This window comes from Dyadobacter arcticus, from assembly GCF_011762185.1.
GTDB lineage: Bacteria > Bacteroidota > Bacteroidia > Cytophagales > Spirosomataceae > Dyadobacter > Dyadobacter arcticus.
This window is the reverse complement of sequence record NZ_JAASQJ010000001.1, coordinates 1,531,304-1,546,253: the sequence shown is the minus strand read 5'-3', so window position 1 is coordinate 1,546,253 and position 14,950 is coordinate 1,531,304. Positions and strand designations below refer to the sequence as shown.

At 45.6% G+C, this 14,950-nt stretch carries 17 protein-coding genes; 15 read left to right on the top strand and 2 right to left on the bottom strand.

The genetic code is table 11. From position 1 onward, the window contains the following. The first annotated feature begins 94 nt into the window (after positions 1-94). From FHS68_RS06630 to FHS68_RS06560, 15 genes are all read left to right on the top strand, one after another. Positions 95-577, top strand: a complete 483-nt coding sequence (locus FHS68_RS06630; protein WP_167268323.1) for a hypothetical protein — start codon at positions 95-97, stop codon at positions 575-577. Between the two features lie 99 nt (positions 578-676). Next, positions 677-1,003 carry a DUF4134 domain-containing protein gene (locus tag FHS68_RS06625; protein WP_167268321.1) on the top strand — a complete coding sequence of 109 codons (327 nt, stop codon included), beginning with the start codon at positions 677-679 and terminating at the stop codon, positions 1,001-1,003. An 11-nt stretch (positions 1,004-1,014) separates the two neighbouring features. Beyond that, entirely contained in the window at positions 1,015-1,356 is a 342-nt protein-coding gene (locus FHS68_RS06620) for a DUF4133 domain-containing protein (RefSeq protein ID WP_167268319.1), read from the top strand. Next, the gene (locus FHS68_RS06615; protein WP_167268316.1) at positions 1,337-3,802 is read left to right on the top strand and encodes a TraG family conjugative transposon ATPase; all 2,466 of its coding nucleotides are present in this window, start codon (positions 1,337-1,339) and stop codon (positions 3,800-3,802) included. The genes FHS68_RS06620 and FHS68_RS06615 overlap by 20 nt, the downstream gene beginning before the upstream one ends. Next, on the top strand, positions 3,799-4,476 hold the full coding sequence (locus tag FHS68_RS06610) for a conjugal transfer protein TraI (RefSeq protein ID WP_167268314.1): 678 nt from the start codon (positions 3,799-3,801) through the stop codon (positions 4,474-4,476). Before FHS68_RS06615 ends, FHS68_RS06610 begins: the two co-directional genes overlap by 4 nt. Before the next feature lie 7 nt (positions 4,477-4,483). Then, positions 4,484-5,125: a hypothetical protein gene (locus FHS68_RS06605; RefSeq protein ID WP_167268312.1), complete on the top strand. Its 642-nt coding sequence runs from the start codon at positions 4,484-4,486 to the stop codon at positions 5,123-5,125. Positions 5,126-5,130: 5 nt separating this feature from the next. Beyond that, the gene (locus FHS68_RS06600) at positions 5,131-5,766 is read left to right on the top strand and encodes a TerB family tellurite resistance protein (protein ID WP_167268310.1); all 636 of its coding nucleotides are present in this window, start codon (positions 5,131-5,133) and stop codon (positions 5,764-5,766) included. A gap of 10 nt (positions 5,767-5,776) precedes the next feature. Continuing rightward, on the top strand, positions 5,777-6,889 hold the full coding sequence (gene traJ, locus FHS68_RS06595; RefSeq protein ID WP_167268308.1) for a conjugative transposon protein TraJ: 1,113 nt from the start codon (positions 5,777-5,779) through the stop codon (positions 6,887-6,889). Between the two features lie 21 nt (positions 6,890-6,910). Then, complete coding sequence (gene traK, locus FHS68_RS06590; RefSeq protein WP_167268307.1) at positions 6,911-7,528, top strand: conjugative transposon protein TraK; 618 nt, start codon at positions 6,911-6,913, stop codon at positions 7,526-7,528. 403 nt (positions 7,529-7,931) lie between these two features. Next, a complete protein-coding gene (gene traM / locus FHS68_RS06585; RefSeq protein ID WP_167268305.1) occupies positions 7,932-9,242 on the top strand; it encodes a conjugative transposon protein TraM in 1,311 nt (436 codons plus the stop codon). A 29-nt stretch (positions 9,243-9,271) separates the two neighbouring features. Then, entirely contained in the window at positions 9,272-10,099 is an 828-nt protein-coding gene (gene traN, locus FHS68_RS06580) for a conjugative transposon protein TraN (RefSeq protein ID WP_167268303.1), read from the top strand. Between the two features lie 25 nt (positions 10,100-10,124). Beyond that, positions 10,125-10,919 carry a hypothetical protein gene (locus FHS68_RS06575; protein WP_167268301.1) on the top strand — a complete coding sequence of 265 codons (795 nt, stop codon included), beginning with the start codon at positions 10,125-10,127 and terminating at the stop codon, positions 10,917-10,919. A 3-nt stretch (positions 10,920-10,922) separates the two neighbouring features. Then, the gene (locus FHS68_RS06570) at positions 10,923-11,210 is read left to right on the top strand and encodes a hypothetical protein (RefSeq protein ID WP_167268299.1); all 288 of its coding nucleotides are present in this window, start codon (positions 10,923-10,925) and stop codon (positions 11,208-11,210) included. A 21-nt stretch (positions 11,211-11,231) separates the two neighbouring features. Continuing rightward, positions 11,232-11,504, top strand: a complete 273-nt coding sequence (locus FHS68_RS06565) for a helix-turn-helix domain-containing protein (protein ID WP_167268297.1) — start codon at positions 11,232-11,234, stop codon at positions 11,502-11,504. A gap of 368 nt (positions 11,505-11,872) precedes the next feature. Beyond that, positions 11,873-12,124 (top strand): hypothetical protein, encoded by a 252-nt coding sequence (locus FHS68_RS06560; RefSeq protein ID WP_167268295.1) that lies wholly within the window; start codon positions 11,873-11,875, stop codon positions 12,122-12,124. 125 nt (positions 12,125-12,249) lie between these two features. Here FHS68_RS06560 and FHS68_RS06555 read toward each other — a convergent pair whose 3' ends face one another. Both FHS68_RS06555 and FHS68_RS06550 read right to left on the bottom strand, forming a co-directional pair. Then, positions 12,250-13,290, bottom strand: coding sequence for a DUF932 domain-containing protein (locus FHS68_RS06555; RefSeq protein WP_167268293.1), 1,041 nt, complete (start codon positions 13,288-13,290; stop codon positions 12,250-12,252). 295 nt (positions 13,291-13,585) lie between these two features. Then, positions 13,586-14,806, bottom strand: a complete 1,221-nt coding sequence (locus tag FHS68_RS06550) for a site-specific integrase (protein ID WP_167268291.1) — start codon at positions 14,804-14,806, stop codon at positions 13,586-13,588. Positions 14,807-14,950: the final 144 nt, after the last annotated feature.

Below are 14,950 nucleotides of genomic sequence, written 5' to 3'. Positions count from 1 at the left end.
GGGTACAAGAAAAACTTGTACTTGAAGCGCCTTGATTTTGAGTGTTGTTTTGTCAGGTAATCAATGCAGCAGCAACCTTAAAACAACATGAGTTATGGCAACGCATTTATCATGGACAGGCTACTTTCTGGCAGTGGGTGCCGCGGTAGCGATCTACTATGTGATTATCGGAATCCGGTACTATCGGCAGGACATCAGGGCACTGCTCAATTCAAAATCCTGGTTCTGGGATCGGCCAGAAAAGCCGCCGCCGATAACCAAACCGCAGGCAAGTCAGCAGGAAGAAACCGCTGAACCTGTTGATGTAAAAAAGCAGCCCTGGCAAAGTGAAGCCTTGTTTGCCAAGGTCGAGGAGCTCAGCTCACAGCTCCGGAACAGTATCCGGGAAGCATACCAAAAAGGCTACGAAAAGCGGGATCTGATTTTCCTGATCCAAATGTCGATCAAAGATTTTTCTGCCGTCAAAGGCACGCCGTTCCGTGAGGCGATCAACAACGTGATCACTTCGGAATCTGCAAAATATGGCTTCATCAACCTCAGTGCTGTAGAGCTAGAGGAGTTATGGAAGGAGGTTTAATGATGAGCCCGCTCTCCTGCGCTCCCGGGCCTTCGGGCTTTGGGAGCCGCAAGGAGACAAACCGAGTAGACAAGTTCAAAACAATAACCAACGAGGCGTATGAAATGTGGAAAAACAGCCCCTTCAATCAGGGCAAAACAAGTATGGGCAGCAGCGCTGCTGTCAGTAATGACAACCATCACCAAAGCGCAAGACGGCGCGGCGGGCATCTCCGAAGCCGACAGCCAGGTGCGCAGTTACTTCGAGCCAGGTACGCAGCTGATGTATGCCATCGGTGCGGTGCTCGGGCTTGTAGGTGCAGTGAAGGTTTTCCAGAAATGGAATGCCGGGGACAATGATACCGGAAAGGTCGCTGCGGCGTGGTTCGGTAGCTGTATTTTCCTAGTGGTAGTCGCTACCGTGCTGCAATCTTTCTTTGGCCTATAAGGGTAAGCGTTATGGCAAGCACGAGCATTTACCAAATCAACAAGGGCATCAACACTTCTATTGAGTTCAAGGGGCTCAAAGCGCAGTACATCTGGTACATGGGCGGCGCGGCGATCGTTTTATTTGCGATTTACACACTGCTGTACATCTGCGGCATCCGCTCTTATATCTGCGTGGGCATTGTGGTTTGCCTGGGTATCCCGATGATCATGGGCATTTATCACCTGAGCTCAGCCTATGGCGAGCACGGAGTCACCAAAATGCTCGCCAGGCGAAGTGTGCCAAAATACGTGAAGTCCAATTCAAGGCGCATTTTTAAAACCAGCACCAGCAATGGAAAAGTTACTCGATGATTTGATCCCGATCATGGATGTGGAGCACGATTGCATCCTATCTAAGCAGGGGGACATCACGGTGGTATTTCAGGCAGATTTGCCTGAAATATTCACCCTCTCCGACAACGACTACGAGGCTTTTCACCAAACCTGGGTAAAAGCACTCCGCGTGCTGCCAGCACATTCGGTCTTTCACAAGCAGGATTGGTTTGTCGACAGCCGTTATGAGCCCGACTTTTCCCCTCAAGACAAAAGCTTTCTGTCCATGCAAAGCGAGCGGCATTTCAACGAACGGCCGTTCCTAGATCACACCTGCTACATCTACATTACCAAGAAGCCAGCAAACCGGAAAGTTTCCAGCTCACTGGTTTCAAACCTGGTGAGGCCGACGCTCATGCCGGAGGAAACGATGGATGAAAAAGTGTTGCAGGACCTGCTCAGCTGCGTCGGTCAATTTCGGCACATTATGGAAGACAGCGGATTTGTGAAGCTGCGCAGATTAAAGGACGATGAGCTTTGGAGCCACAATGCAAAGTCGGGTATTATCGAGCAGTACTGTTACCTGTCCCAGGGCGACGAGCCGCTGATTAAGGATATGCAGTTTGAAGAAAATATCCGGATCGGCAGCCAGCACTGTCAGCTCTATACGCTGGCCGACACCGAGGACTTGCCAGGCACGTGCGGCTCACAAATAAACTTCGGTCGCTACTCGACGGACAAGACCAAATTCAGCATTGGATATTCGTCTTCACTCGGCCAGCTATTGAGCTGCAACCACATTTACAACCAATACATTTTCATTGACGACGGGCAGAAGACGCTCCGAAAGATGGAAACCAAAAGGTTGCGCCTCCAATCCCTGGCAGCATACTCGCGAAAGAATGCAATTGCGCTCGATGCGACAAACGCGTTTTTGAATGAGGCAATTTCTGGCCAGCGGATGCCGGTGAGGGCTCATTTCAATCTGCTGGTGTGGACAGAGAAAAAGGAAGAGCTCAATGAGCTAAACAACAAAGTCTCAGCTGCACTCGCTCAAATGGAAGCTGTCGCAAAAAAGGAGACAACTGGCGCACCACAGATTTTCTGGGCGGGCATTCCGGGCAATGCGGCGGACTTCCCGATAAATGAGACTTTCGATTGCTTCGCCGAACAGGCTTCGTGTTTTCTAAACCTGGAAACAGGTTACCGCTCTTCGATTAGCCCGGTCGGCTTGCGACTTGGGGACAGGCTTACTGGCAAACCGGTTCATGTAGATATCAGCGATGAGCCGATCAAAAAAGGGATTTGCACCAACCGGAACAAATTCATTCTTGGGCCGTCGGGCAGTGGTAAGTCGTTTTTCACCAACCACATGGTTAGGAGCTATTATGAGCAGGGTTCGCACATTGTACTTGTCGATGTTGGGCACTCTTATAAAGGATTATGTGATTTGGTCGGCGGATACTATTTCACCTACCAGGAAACAAATCCAATCAAGTTCAACCCGTTTCACATCGCCGAGGGGGACGGGCTCGATACAGAGAAGAAGGAGAGCATAAAGACACTGATCCTCGCACTTTGGAAAAAGGATAATGAGGTTTTCAAGCGAAGTGAATATGTAGCTCTATCCAATGCGCTGACGCTTTTCTATGCTCATATAGCTGAAACAGGGAAGTTCGCGTGCTTCAATTCCTTTTACGAGTTTCTGCGTGACAAGTTCGTTGCGATCCTTGATGAGGACAAGGTGAAAGACCGAGATTTCGATGTGGCTAATCTGCTTTACGTATTGCGGCCTTACTATCAAGGTGGAGAGTTTGATTATCTGCTCAATGCAACCGAGAACATTGACCTATTGAACGAGCGGTTCATTGTCTTCGAGCTGGACAACATCAAAGACCATCCAATCCTTTTTCCGGTAGTAACGATCATCATTATGGAAGTCTTCATCTCCAAAATGAGAAAGCTGAAAGGGATCCGCAAGATGATATTGATTGAAGAAGCCTGGAAGGCGATTGCCAAGGAAGGTATGGCAGACTACATAAAGTACCTTTTCAAGACAGTCCGTAAATATCTGGGAGAAGCGATTGTGGTAACGCAGGAAGTGGAAGACATTATCAGCTCACCAGTTGTTAAGCAAGCGATTATTAATAATTCAGATTGTAAGATCCTTCTTGATCAGAGCAAATACCAGAACAAGTTTGACCAGATACAGGAACTGCTCGGACTGACCGAAAAGGAAAAGACGCTGATTCTTTCGGTCAATAAAGCCAATGATCCACTTCGTAAGTATAAGGAAGTCTTCATTAGCCTGGGCGGAACTTTATCAAGGGTCTACCGGACAGAAGTCAGCTTGGAAGAGTATCTGTGCTACACCACCGAAGAAACCGAGAAGATCAGGGTAATCGAATACGCGAGCCGGTTTGGAAGTATGCAAAAGGGAATCGCGGCCCTGGCCAGTGAAATGAAATCAACGGCGGGAATATGAGAAAGCACATCCTATTTTTCACATTGATATTTGCACTGGTGGCAACGCCCATTCAGGAAGCCCAAGCTGCAAATCCATGGGCCGCAGTCATCAAGGCAGCGATCAAGAAAGTGGTGAAGGCGGTGGATCTAATGATCCAGCGGCGGCAGAACAAGGTGATCAGGCTTCAAAACGCACAAAAAGCGATCGAAAACACAATGGCAAAATTGCAGCTCGACGAAATCACCGACTGGGTCAAGAAGCAGCGTGATCTTTATAAAAAGTATTACGATGAGCTCAAAAAGGTCAAAGCGGTGATTGCCTATTATTTCAAGATCAAGCAGATCGCTGACAAAAACTCCCGGCTCGTTGATGAATACAAAAGGTTTTGGGGAATGATCTCTGGCGACAAGCATTTCACAGCTCAGGAGCGCAACTACATTTTTCAGGTCTACGTGGGTATTCTTGAAAATTCAGCAAAGAATGTGGACTTGCTAAAAATGGTTGTCGAATCCCTAACGATGCAAATGACGGATGCGAAGCGGATGGAACTGATCGAAAACGCTGCCGACAAAACGGATCAATTGTACACGGACCTGACCCGGTTCAATCAGGAAAACGCAATGTTGAGCATCAGCCGGGCGAAAAATCAACAGGAAGTGGATGTTGTGAAAAAGCTTTATGGAATCAACTAGCAAGTTTATGAGAGTAATTTATATCGTACTCGCCATGATTTTCATCAATACGACTTTGCAGGCGCAAACATTCAAGGAATGGTTTCGGCAGAAAAAGACGCAAAAGAAGTACCTGATCGAGCAGATCGCCCAATTAAAAATCTATTTGGAGCTGACGGAAAAAGGCTACAAAATCGCTAAGCAGGGATTGACCGCCATCGGAGATTTAAAGCCGGGTGAATTCAAATTTCACAAAAATTACTTCGATTCACTCAAAATTGTCAATCCGAAAATTGCCAGCCTCCCAAAGATCAAATGGATCGGCGCGTACAACGGTGAAGTTAGAAACATTTGCTCGACATGTCTTTCCAAAAATGGCCTGACTGAATATCTCAATGGCGACGAACTAGCTTACCTCCGGGCTGTGTTTGACCGGCTCGATGCTGATTGCGACAAGATACAGGTCACACTCAAAGAAGTGACCACCGACGGCAATCTGGCAATGACCGACGATGAGAGAGTGAAAAGGATTGAGGCGCTTTACCAGCAAACACTGTTTAATCTGACATTCTCAAAAGCTTTTTGTAGCGAGTCGGCGGTGCTGGCAGCAGCCAGGATGAAGGAGAAAGAGGATGTGATAACCGGCCGGGCACTACGCGGCATAAACTGAAAACAATGAGAAATGTATTGATACTATTTCTATTAGGCGCAATGCTTATTCCCCCAAAACAAGCCTCAGCACAGACACCGGAAGTCACTCAGCTGATCCTTAATATTCAAAAGCTGAACCAACTTCGAAAGATCCTGAAAGAGTTAAAAGCAGGGTACGATATTCTCTTCAAAGGATATACTACCATTAAGGATATTTCGAAAGGGAATTTCAAGCTTCATGAAGCCTTCCTGGACGGTTTGTTGGAAGTAAGCCCAGCTGTAAAACGCTACAAGCGGATCGCCGAGATCATCGACTTTCAGCTAAGGTTGGTCTCCGAATATAGAACAGCGTTCGGGCAGTTTCAGTCCGGAAAATATTTCGACAAGGATGAGCTTGATTATATGGAGCGAGTCTATGCCAGGTTAATTAATCAAAGTCTGAAAAATCTGGATGCATTGACCATGGTGGTAACTGCTAAGAAAATGAGAATGTCGGACGATGAACGATTGTCAGCAATCGACAAAATCCATGAAGAAATGCAGGATAAGCTTGTCTTCCTGCGTCACTTCAATTCAACAGCTGCAACACTTGGCTTGCAACGTGCCAAAGTTTCTGTTGAAGTTGAAACCAGCGCAGACTTAAACGGCATCCAGCTCTAATCTCAAAATTATGAACGCATTTACAAGAGCCGCTATAATAGCGGTCTTAGCTACCGCTTTGCCACAAATTTCTTTCGCGCAGGGCTTTCCCGAGCAGATCAGTGGCCTGCATAGTGTGCTGGACGAGCTTTACGATGAAATGATGCCGATGTGTGCAAAGTTGATCAGTGTGGGACGCGGAATTGCTGGCTTTGCTGCGATCTGGTATATCGCTTCGCGGATTTGGCGGCACCTGGCAAACGCAGAGCCGATCGATTTCTATCCTCTTTTCAGACCGTTTGTGATAGGTTTTGCTATCCTTATTTTCCCATCAGTTCTAGCCATGATTAATGGCGTGATGTCACCAGTTGTTCGCGCTACTTCTGCCATGGTCGAAGGCTCCAACGAGGCGATCACCTTGCTGTTGAAGAAAAAGGAAGAGGCGATCATGAAAACCAATGCCTGGCAAATGTATATCGGTGCAACGGGGAATGGGGACAGGGACAAATGGTATAAGTACACGCATGGGAATGAGGATCCGTCGGGCGAAGGCATTATGGCCAGCGTCGGCAACGACATCAAATTTTCGATGGCAAAGGCATCCTACAACTTTCGCAATTCCATCAAGGAATGGATGAGCGAAATACTCAGGCTGCTTTTTGAAGCCGCAGCACTTTGTATCAATACACTTCGGACATTTCAGCTCATTGTCCTTGCCATTGTTGGCCCCATTGCATTTGGCATCTCGGTTTTTGACGGTTTTCAGCATACGCTTACCGGCTGGATTGCCCGCTATATCAACATCTTTCTATGGCTGCCGGTCGCCAACATTTTTGGCGCAATCATCGGCAAGATCCAGGAAATGATGCTCACACTGGACATCAGCCAGGTGGAAGGGGCTGGCGAAACGTTTTTTAGCTCGACAGATATGGCTTACCTTATTTTCCTGATTATCGGGATTGTGGGATACTTTGCTGTTCCAGCAACTGCAAACTTCATCATCCAGGCAGGGGGCGGCAATCCATTCCTTTACAAAGTCACCACACTGTTTTCGCAGACTGCGACAGGCTTTGGAAATAGGGCGTTTCCTCCCGGCGGTGGCTTTGGTTCGCTGCCAAGAAGTACCGCAATGCCAAAATCTTAAAACTGATAACTACCAACAATCATGTTCACCAAGGCAAAAAATCTTGAAACCGCATTCCGGCATGTCCGCAGTTTCACCATGTTAGTTATAGTCGGCTGTATGGGCTTTTGCTGCTTTGCTGTCTACAAAAGCTATCAGCTGGTCGATGAAACGCAGGACAAAGTTTACATCCTGGCAAGTGGCAAAGTGCTTGAAGCGTATGCTTCGGAACGAAAAGAAAACATCCCGGTCGAAGCCCGCGATCACATTGCATCTTTCCACCGCTTCTTCTTTACACTCGATCCTGATGACAAGGTGATCCAGTCCAATCTGGTCAAAGCACTGTATCTGGCCGATGGATCAGCGAAAGCACAGTATGAAAACCTGAAAGAATCAGGGTTCTATTCAAGCATCATTTCCGGGAACATAAGCCAGCAGATCAGCGTCGACACAGTAGAAGTTGCAACGGACGATTATCCATACCGCTTTCACTGCGTGGCTTCCCAGCGGATCATCCGCTCAACCAGCGTCGTAACCCGCAGGCTAGTCACCGAAGGATTTCTTAGAACCGTATCCCGCAGCGATAATAACCCGCACGGATTTCTGATCGAACGCTGGACAACACTTGAAAACAAAGACATCAATGTACAAAACAGATAAGCTATGTTTTATGATTTTAATAAGCACAAACGCCAAATCACCGCGCCACTACCTCCCACAGACGACGACGTCATAACAAGATTTCGTCAGTACCATAAGGCAGCTCGGCAAAAGCTTGCTGATCAAGCTAGCGCGAGGGTTTACCGTCTTCCTTTGGGATTGCAACGAGGGATATTTATTATAGCAATAGGTATTGGGATTATTTACTGCATCTATTTGATCCTCCCAAATTCGGTTTTGACTTCTGCAAATCCCCTACTCTCAGGTATCATACAATCTCACCAAACCATTCAGGCCGCAACACCAAGCCCCAAACAAGAAGCCTTCGAGCGATACCTGGACAGTTTGGAAAGAGCTTTCGAAGCCGACAGTATTTTTCAGTCACAACAAACAATTGACAACCATGCAAAAAATAGCATACACCCGTAAATTTTTGCAGCAACGCAAATTCTACACCTTCCTGCCACTCTTAGTTTTGCCGTTCCTTACCCTATTTTTCTGGGTGCTCATTGGCAGGAACAAAGGCAGCGTTACATCTGATAAAGATCATAAAGGACTTATCTTAAGCTTGCCCGAGGCGTTCTTCAAGGATGATAAGGATTTTGATAAGCTTAGCTATTATCAGAAAGCAGCAGCCGACTCAGCCCGGCTTCGTGATCTGATCGAAAAGGACCCTTATTATCAAGATACGCTACTCGCGTCCAAATCTGGTCCATTAGGTGTTCCGTTGAAAGATCTAAACGGTCCGGGGAAAAATCGGAGGACTTTCGGAAATACTTCCGACGCGAACAGTATTAAATACCCGGACCAAGAAGTTCATAATAAGCTAAAAGAGCTTGAGAAAGTGCTCGCGCAAACCAGTCAGCCAAAATTTGACAACGAAAAGGCAGTCAGAGATGATGATACGCAAAAAGCGGTGAGCCCAGAAATGGCCCGGCTGGAACAAATGATGTCAGGCATTGATTTACAAGAACCAGTCGAGGAGGAAGATCCGGAAATGACCGAGCTCAATGGGTTGATTGATAAAATCATGCAAATCCAGAACCCCCAACTCGTAGAAGAGAAAGTTAGAGAACAATCATTAGCGAATGGAAAGCAGGTTTTCCCTGTAATGCCAGCAGGTGACCAGATAAATTACACCTTACTGACCAGCAGCACACAAGATTCCCTGCATTCTGCTCAAAGCAACGCTACAAACACTTCTGGGTTTTACGCACTTGACGATCATAGACAGGCTGGCGTCAATCAAAATGCAATTGAGGCTGTAATTGACCAAAACCAGACCTTGGTAACAGGTGGGACAATCAAGCTTCGGCTGACCACCGACATATTTATCTCAGGCAGTCGGATACCAGCAGGTAGCTTTCTTTTTGGAAAAGCGAGCCTTAATCAGGAAAGGTTAAGGGTAAACATAGAGTCTTTACGGTCGGGAAATTCCCTTTTTCCGGTGAATCTAACGGTTCATGATATGGATGGGATAGAAGGCATTTACATTCCAGGTGCGCTTTCAAGGGATGTCGGCAAACAATCCTCAGATCGGGCGATCCAAGGCATTAACATTCCAATGATAGACCCGTCCATCGGTGCTCAGGCGGCCAGCGCTGGTATAGAAGCGGCGAAAACCTTTCTAGGCCGAAAGACGAAACTCATCCAGGTCACTGTGAAAGCCGGTTACCGCGTGCTGCTCAAAGACGCTAACACCAAGACTATTTAATCCCATCATTTATTTAAGCATCCATCATCATGAGAACTTTTCTTTTGTGCCAGCTATTGCTATGTCTATTTTTTCGTTCAACAGGTATTTGCCAGGGAGTTGAAAGCAGTGTTATCGCACCGTTTCCACTTGAAATTACTACAGGTAAAACCACCCATCTGATCTTTCCATTCAGCATTAAAACAGTCGATCGGGGAAGCCCGGATGTCCTAGCACAGAAGGCTACCGGGATTGAAAATATCCTGCAGGTAAAAGCCGCAAGACCTGATTTTGACACAACAAATTTGACGGTTATCACTGCCGATGGTAAACTGTTTTCATTTCTCGTCGCTTATGCCGACCAGCCGCTTTCGCTGAATATTCAGCTAACTAATTCTGCTTCTCAGTTTGCGCAAATGAGATCAACCGATGTAAATGAGGCGAAGGTTATCGATGCAGCGAACCGGGCAAATGCGATTCCTCCCGGAGGTGTCTCGCTTAATGACAAATCATCAAAAGCAGAATTTTCGCTAGCTGGTCTGTATGTCGATGAAAATTTGCTCCTGTATAAAATAGACCTGGCAAATCACTCCGCTATCAAATACGACATTGAAAATCTCCGATTTTTTGTCAGGGACAAAAAGCACCCTAGACGGACTGCTATCCAGGAAACAGAAATAAAGCCGCTCCAAATACTTGGCGATACAAATGCTGTTGCTCCTCACACCTTGCATTCGTTCGTTTATGTGCTTCCGAAAATGACAATTCCTGACAAAAAGTACCTGGCGGTTCAGGTTCAGGAAAAGAATGGCGGCAGGCATCTCACGCTAAAAGTCCGCAACAGGCACATTTTAAAAGCACTCACATTAAACCATTGATTATTCATCATTAACATAGGAAATCATGAACGAGAAAAACTTTGAATATCTCCGCGACCAGGTAAAGTATTCAGGCTTCGGCGAAGGCCTCGAAAGCCAGCTGAAAGAAAATATTAACCGTCAACCACCTGAATTTTCACTTCAGCACCAGGCAACTTTCGGCAAAGACGAATTAAATAGCTCATTGCATTTCAAACGGTCTGCAACAACTGACATGTACTTTTTCAACAGCTACATGGCCTCCATGAAACAAGAGCAGGCGACAGAAAAAATGAACCAGACATTTTACGTCGGCAAGGATAACAATATCACTTTGAAAGAAGGATATAATTTGATGAGCGGCCGGGCTGTCAACAAGGATTTGACCAATAAGGAGGGGAAAATTTACAATGCCTGGCTTCAAATGGATTTCAAGCAAACCGATAGTGCTGGTAATTTTAAGCTCAAACAGTTCCATGAAAATTACGGTTTTAAACTCGAAAATGAGCTCGCAAAGCATCCAATCAAGGAACTGCAGAACGATCAGGACAAGACCAAATTGATGGATTCGCTTCAAAAAGGAAACCGGCAGGCTGTGACATTTGTGGAAAATGGCAGCGAGCAGCGTAGGTACATCGAAGCTAATCCACAATTCAAATCGGTGACGGTCTTTGACTCAAACATGCATCGCCTCGGCAATAGGCAATCGCAAGAGGCTTCCCAGTCAAAAAGTAAGCAACAGGGACAAAAAGCTGACCAGAGTTTGGGAGGCGATGATGGCAAAGATCATCATTCTGGAAAGAAGGCAAAGAAAGAAAAAGGGATGGTAATCGGCCAATAAGCCATGGACGTTGCATCTCTCCTTGACCGCTTTTTCAAGGAAATCAGTGTAGACGCCCGTGTAACAATGACTCACATTAGTGTCTATGCTGCTATCCTTCAAAGCCTTCGTAAAGCAGGTACAAATGACCTCTCAATGTTCAGTTTCGAATTGATGCAGGTCGCTAAAATTTCCAGCGGAAAAACCTATTACAAAGCCGTTAGGGAGCTCAACGAATTTGGCTACATCCATTACGAGCCATCATTTAAGAAAAACCAGCCCAGCAGGATTTCGCTTTCCAAGCCAGACTAAAATAAATTCAAATTTCAGGAGATGAATATAGAGGTAATAACAAAGGAGGACTTGCAAGTCCTGCGGCGTGAACTGCTTGAAGATTTAAAGCAGCTCATGTCGGGTTCGAAACACGAGCCAAAGAAATGGCTCAGGAGCGCGGACGTACGAAAGATGCTGAACATCTCAGCTGGTACGCTTCAAAATCTCAGGATTAACGGACAACTGCGGCCCAGTAAGATTGGGGGATCATTCTTCTATGCATTCCAGGATATACAATCGCTTATGCAAGCTGACACAAAACGTAGGAAATAATGGAAAGATCAATAGGAAAATTCATACACCGTATTCTGATTGATCAGAGGGTTAGGATTTGGCATGTGGGGACATATCTGGCATTAGTTTTGCTTTGGGAGAAAAACCGTCAATCGAGCCCTTTCCAAGTGACACGGCGAATGATTATGCAGATGTCTAGGACAAAAAGCACTAGGACATACCATAAATATTTAAAAGAACTGGAAGTGCTGGGTTATATCAAATACTTGCCTTCGTACCATCCTAAGGAGGGCAGCACAGTCTGGCTTATTGAATGAATGTAAAATCTGTGTAGGCTTGTATATAACCTTGAAAGTGTTGCTGCTCCTGCCTAGCTTTCGAAAAAGTCATCACTAAAAACTACAACTATGGCTCTATTAATCAGCATTACACCGGTGATATCTTACGGAATAATACTGCTTCTAATTGGTGTTGGAACCCGGATTTTTGTGGGATTGCGGCGATTCAATAGGCGCGGGTACGGCGGGGCGCAGCTATATACTAGCTATTGGTCGTCAGTTCTGGTATCAAATATTGAGGGTGTCTTGATGATTATCTCAGCATTATCCATCGTGGGTGGTGCGCTGTTGGTGTTAGTAGAATTATTCAATCAGCATTAAAACTATTATTTTAATATCCTTGTAACATACCGCCTGCGGTTCGAAGCTGATGAAAGCTTCGAGCCGCAGGCGAATTTTTAAAAGTCAACCCGTCGACAAGAATTGCCGACGGGAATATGCGACACTTAATTAAGGGATGCTTGACCGCGCAGGGCAAAGTCAGTGCATAAGTTAAAAGCTGTTTGTGATCTTATCTGAGCAGTCCCGCCAAGAATGATAGACTTCAATTTAGCTTCTTCGTCCTGGAATTTGCGAACGTTTTGAAAATAACCGGTCACCGCATTGTACGCCCCATACACGGTGCCCATTGTCGTTGACATCTGCTGGGTTGGATTTGATAAGGCATATTCATAAACATCTTCAACAATGTTGATAAACTGCGTGGATAGAGCATTGACTTTGCCATCTTTCAGATTTCCCAATACTTCCTTGTTTGGTGCCATTGCGATTTCGATCAACCTTCTGAGTTGTGGGTCGGTGATAGGCTTCATTGCCCATTGATTGAATATTTGTCCAACCTCATCACTAAACCGGCTTGCGATGCCCATAACCTTGTGAGCTGTCCTCAGCCTTTCGGTTGCATTACTAGTGTGCCGGATCTTAACCACGTTTGTCATGTTTTTCAATGCGGCGTTGAGTGTGTTTGCGCAAACAATGCGAACGGGCGTAAACGCGGCAGTAATACTTCCACTTCCATCGTGCGAAGTAGTGAGGAAGAGATACTTTTCAATCAAATCGTTATTTCCGACCTTGATGTACCCAGGTAACTTGGCAGTAATGAAGATCCGCTCACCTTTGCCAAGTGCGCCAGCTGTTTCGTACATAATGCCGTCTCCACCTACAATGCTATCGAAAAATGTAAATGCATCCCGGTTTTGAACTATCTGGTAATCCTTGCCGACGACTCCCAGGACTGCCCCATTATCGGTGCGCATAGTTGCATAGAAATTTGGTACAGGGACATTCTCATTGGCATTTGGGCTGCTCAGATCTGCGGCAGATAACCCGGCTTTTTGAACCCGATAATTAAGCCCTGCATGCTCAATCGCTTCGCCGCTTGTTGGGTACTGATCAACTATTTGACCAAGCCCATGCCATGCTTTTTCTTTTACCGAAAAAAAACTGTCTTTTTGAGTGTTTTCATTAAAATTGATGTTGTGAGCCATGATTACTGCTGTTAGAAGTTAGAAAATGTTTTCTTTCTCCTTCCTCTCGCTCTTTTTGAAATGAATGTTTGACAAAGAAAAAACGAGAAAAAAGAAAGCCCTTCTAACAGTGGCCCTCTATTAGCCAAAAGGAAGCGGAATAAGTGCCCGGAGGGCTGGCGGCTGTATTGGGGAAAAGCTAGGATATAGAAAAGCCGCTATTATGCCGAACGCTTTTGGCGGCTTCTCACCATCCTCAGGTGATAGGGCCACTTATTTAGCTGGCCTTTTGCCGAGTTTGTTTGTCAAGCAATTATTATGAATTACCTAATACCTCTTTCAGTCTTCTCATATCGTCCCCAATTTTCTTGTCGACGATCTTCGCATAAAGCTGAGTCGTTTTAATGTTTCGATGCCCCAACATTTTTGAAACGCTCTCGATTGGCACTCCATTCGTCAGGGTTACGGTTGTCGCGAAGGTATGTCTGGCCAAGTGAAAAGTGATCGGCTTGGTAATCCCGCATAGATCAGAAATTTCTTTTAGGTAAGAATTCATCTTCTGGTTTGACAATACTGGTAGCAGCCTATCTTGGGCTAAACACTGCGGATGCCCATCATATTCAGCAATTATTGACAGCGCTTGGGGCAATAGTGGAATTCGCGAGGGCGAGTCAGTTTTTTGTCTTTTAATCACTAACCACTTCTCACCATCACTACCATCGATAATTTCCGAGCGTTTCAGCTTGAAAACATCAGCATACGCCAAACCAGTGTAGCAGCAAAACAGAAATATGTCGCGTACCTGTGCCAATCGGCCTTGCCCGAAATCACGAGTGGTTATTGCATGTAATTCAGGACCTGTCAGCGCTTGTCTGTCTACCTCATGCTTTGTCATTTTGTAAGCATGAAAAGGGTCACGTGCAAGCCATCCACGCTTGATACACAGAAGAGAGATCTTTTTGAAGTTTGACAAATACTTCATCGTCGTGTTATGACTGCATTTCCGGACAGCTTTCATCCAAAATTCATAGTCGGCAATGAAGTCATAATCCAGCTTTTCAATTTCAAGGTCGGCAGTTCGGTATTTATACCTTATAAACTCTTTGGTATGCTCAAAGGAGGTCTTATACCGTTCCAATGTTCCGGGAGCAAAGTCCGTACCTACCAGTTTCGACATCTTATCATTATGCTCGTGGAAGATCTCCAAGATCATCTTAGGTTTTACCGAACTTCCGACGAGAACATTTTTTACCGATTCGGCTGTTATAGGCCGACCTGCTTCAATTAGCTGCCTATGCACATCGTAAACTTTGGTCTGAAGGGTATCCAGATATGCATTGAGAAGCTTTACATCTTCTTTAACACCATTCTTTCTTCCAGCCGATGAATTCCATTTTTCCCGCTCGCATTCTCTCTTGGTGCTGATTTCAATCCTTTGACCGTCGACTGTCAATCTCATGTAAATTGGCAATTCACCTTTGACATAATTGTTGCGCTTTTTAAGATAAAAGAGCAACGTGAAGCTTTTTGTTAACATAGCAATCAGATTTTAAAGTGATTAAAATTATGATTGCAGCCTATCTAAATCAAGATGTTTACGCCGTAAACAGCTTCATAAACAAAACGTTACGTCTAATTCGGTGAGCACATTTTTCTTCTTCCAACTGCTCACCTAACTGCT

Excerpts from the sequence above, each read along its gene's own strand:
- FHS68_RS06630 (WP_167268323.1), top strand. The coding sequence starts at position 95 with ATGGCAACGCATTTATCATGGACAGGCTACTTTCTGGCAGTGGGTGCC.
- FHS68_RS06625 (WP_167268321.1), top strand. The coding sequence starts at position 677 with ATGAAATGTGGAAAAACAGCCCCTTCAATCAGGGCAAAACAAGTATGG.
- FHS68_RS06620 (WP_167268319.1), top strand. The coding sequence starts at position 1,015 with ATGGCAAGCACGAGCATTTACCAAATCAACAAGGGCATCAACACTTCT.
- FHS68_RS06615 (WP_167268316.1), top strand. The coding sequence starts at position 1,337 with ATGGAAAAGTTACTCGATGATTTGATCCCGATCATGGATGTGGAGCAC.
- FHS68_RS06610 (WP_167268314.1), top strand. The coding sequence starts at position 3,799 with ATGAGAAAGCACATCCTATTTTTCACATTGATATTTGCACTGGTGGCA.
- FHS68_RS06605 (WP_167268312.1), top strand. The coding sequence starts at position 4,484 with ATGAGAGTAATTTATATCGTACTCGCCATGATTTTCATCAATACGACT.
- FHS68_RS06600 (WP_167268310.1), top strand. The coding sequence starts at position 5,131 with ATGAGAAATGTATTGATACTATTTCTATTAGGCGCAATGCTTATTCCC.
- traJ (WP_167268308.1), top strand. The coding sequence starts at position 5,777 with ATGAACGCATTTACAAGAGCCGCTATAATAGCGGTCTTAGCTACCGCT.
- traK (WP_167268307.1), top strand. The coding sequence starts at position 6,911 with ATGTTCACCAAGGCAAAAAATCTTGAAACCGCATTCCGGCATGTCCGC.
- traM (WP_167268305.1), top strand. The coding sequence starts at position 7,932 with ATGCAAAAAATAGCATACACCCGTAAATTTTTGCAGCAACGCAAATTC.
- traN (WP_167268303.1), top strand. The coding sequence starts at position 9,272 with ATGAGAACTTTTCTTTTGTGCCAGCTATTGCTATGTCTATTTTTTCGT.
- FHS68_RS06575 (WP_167268301.1), top strand. The coding sequence starts at position 10,125 with ATGAACGAGAAAAACTTTGAATATCTCCGCGACCAGGTAAAGTATTCA.
- FHS68_RS06570 (WP_167268299.1), top strand. The coding sequence starts at position 10,923 with ATGGACGTTGCATCTCTCCTTGACCGCTTTTTCAAGGAAATCAGTGTA.
- FHS68_RS06565 (WP_167268297.1), top strand. The coding sequence starts at position 11,232 with ATGAATATAGAGGTAATAACAAAGGAGGACTTGCAAGTCCTGCGGCGT.
- FHS68_RS06560 (WP_167268295.1), top strand. The coding sequence starts at position 11,873 with ATGGCTCTATTAATCAGCATTACACCGGTGATATCTTACGGAATAATA.
- FHS68_RS06555 (WP_167268293.1), bottom strand. The coding sequence starts at position 13,290 with ATGGCTCACAACATCAATTTTAATGAAAACACTCAAAAAGACAGTTTT.
- FHS68_RS06550 (WP_167268291.1), bottom strand. The coding sequence starts at position 14,806 with ATGTTAACAAAAAGCTTCACGTTGCTCTTTTATCTTAAAAAGCGCAAC.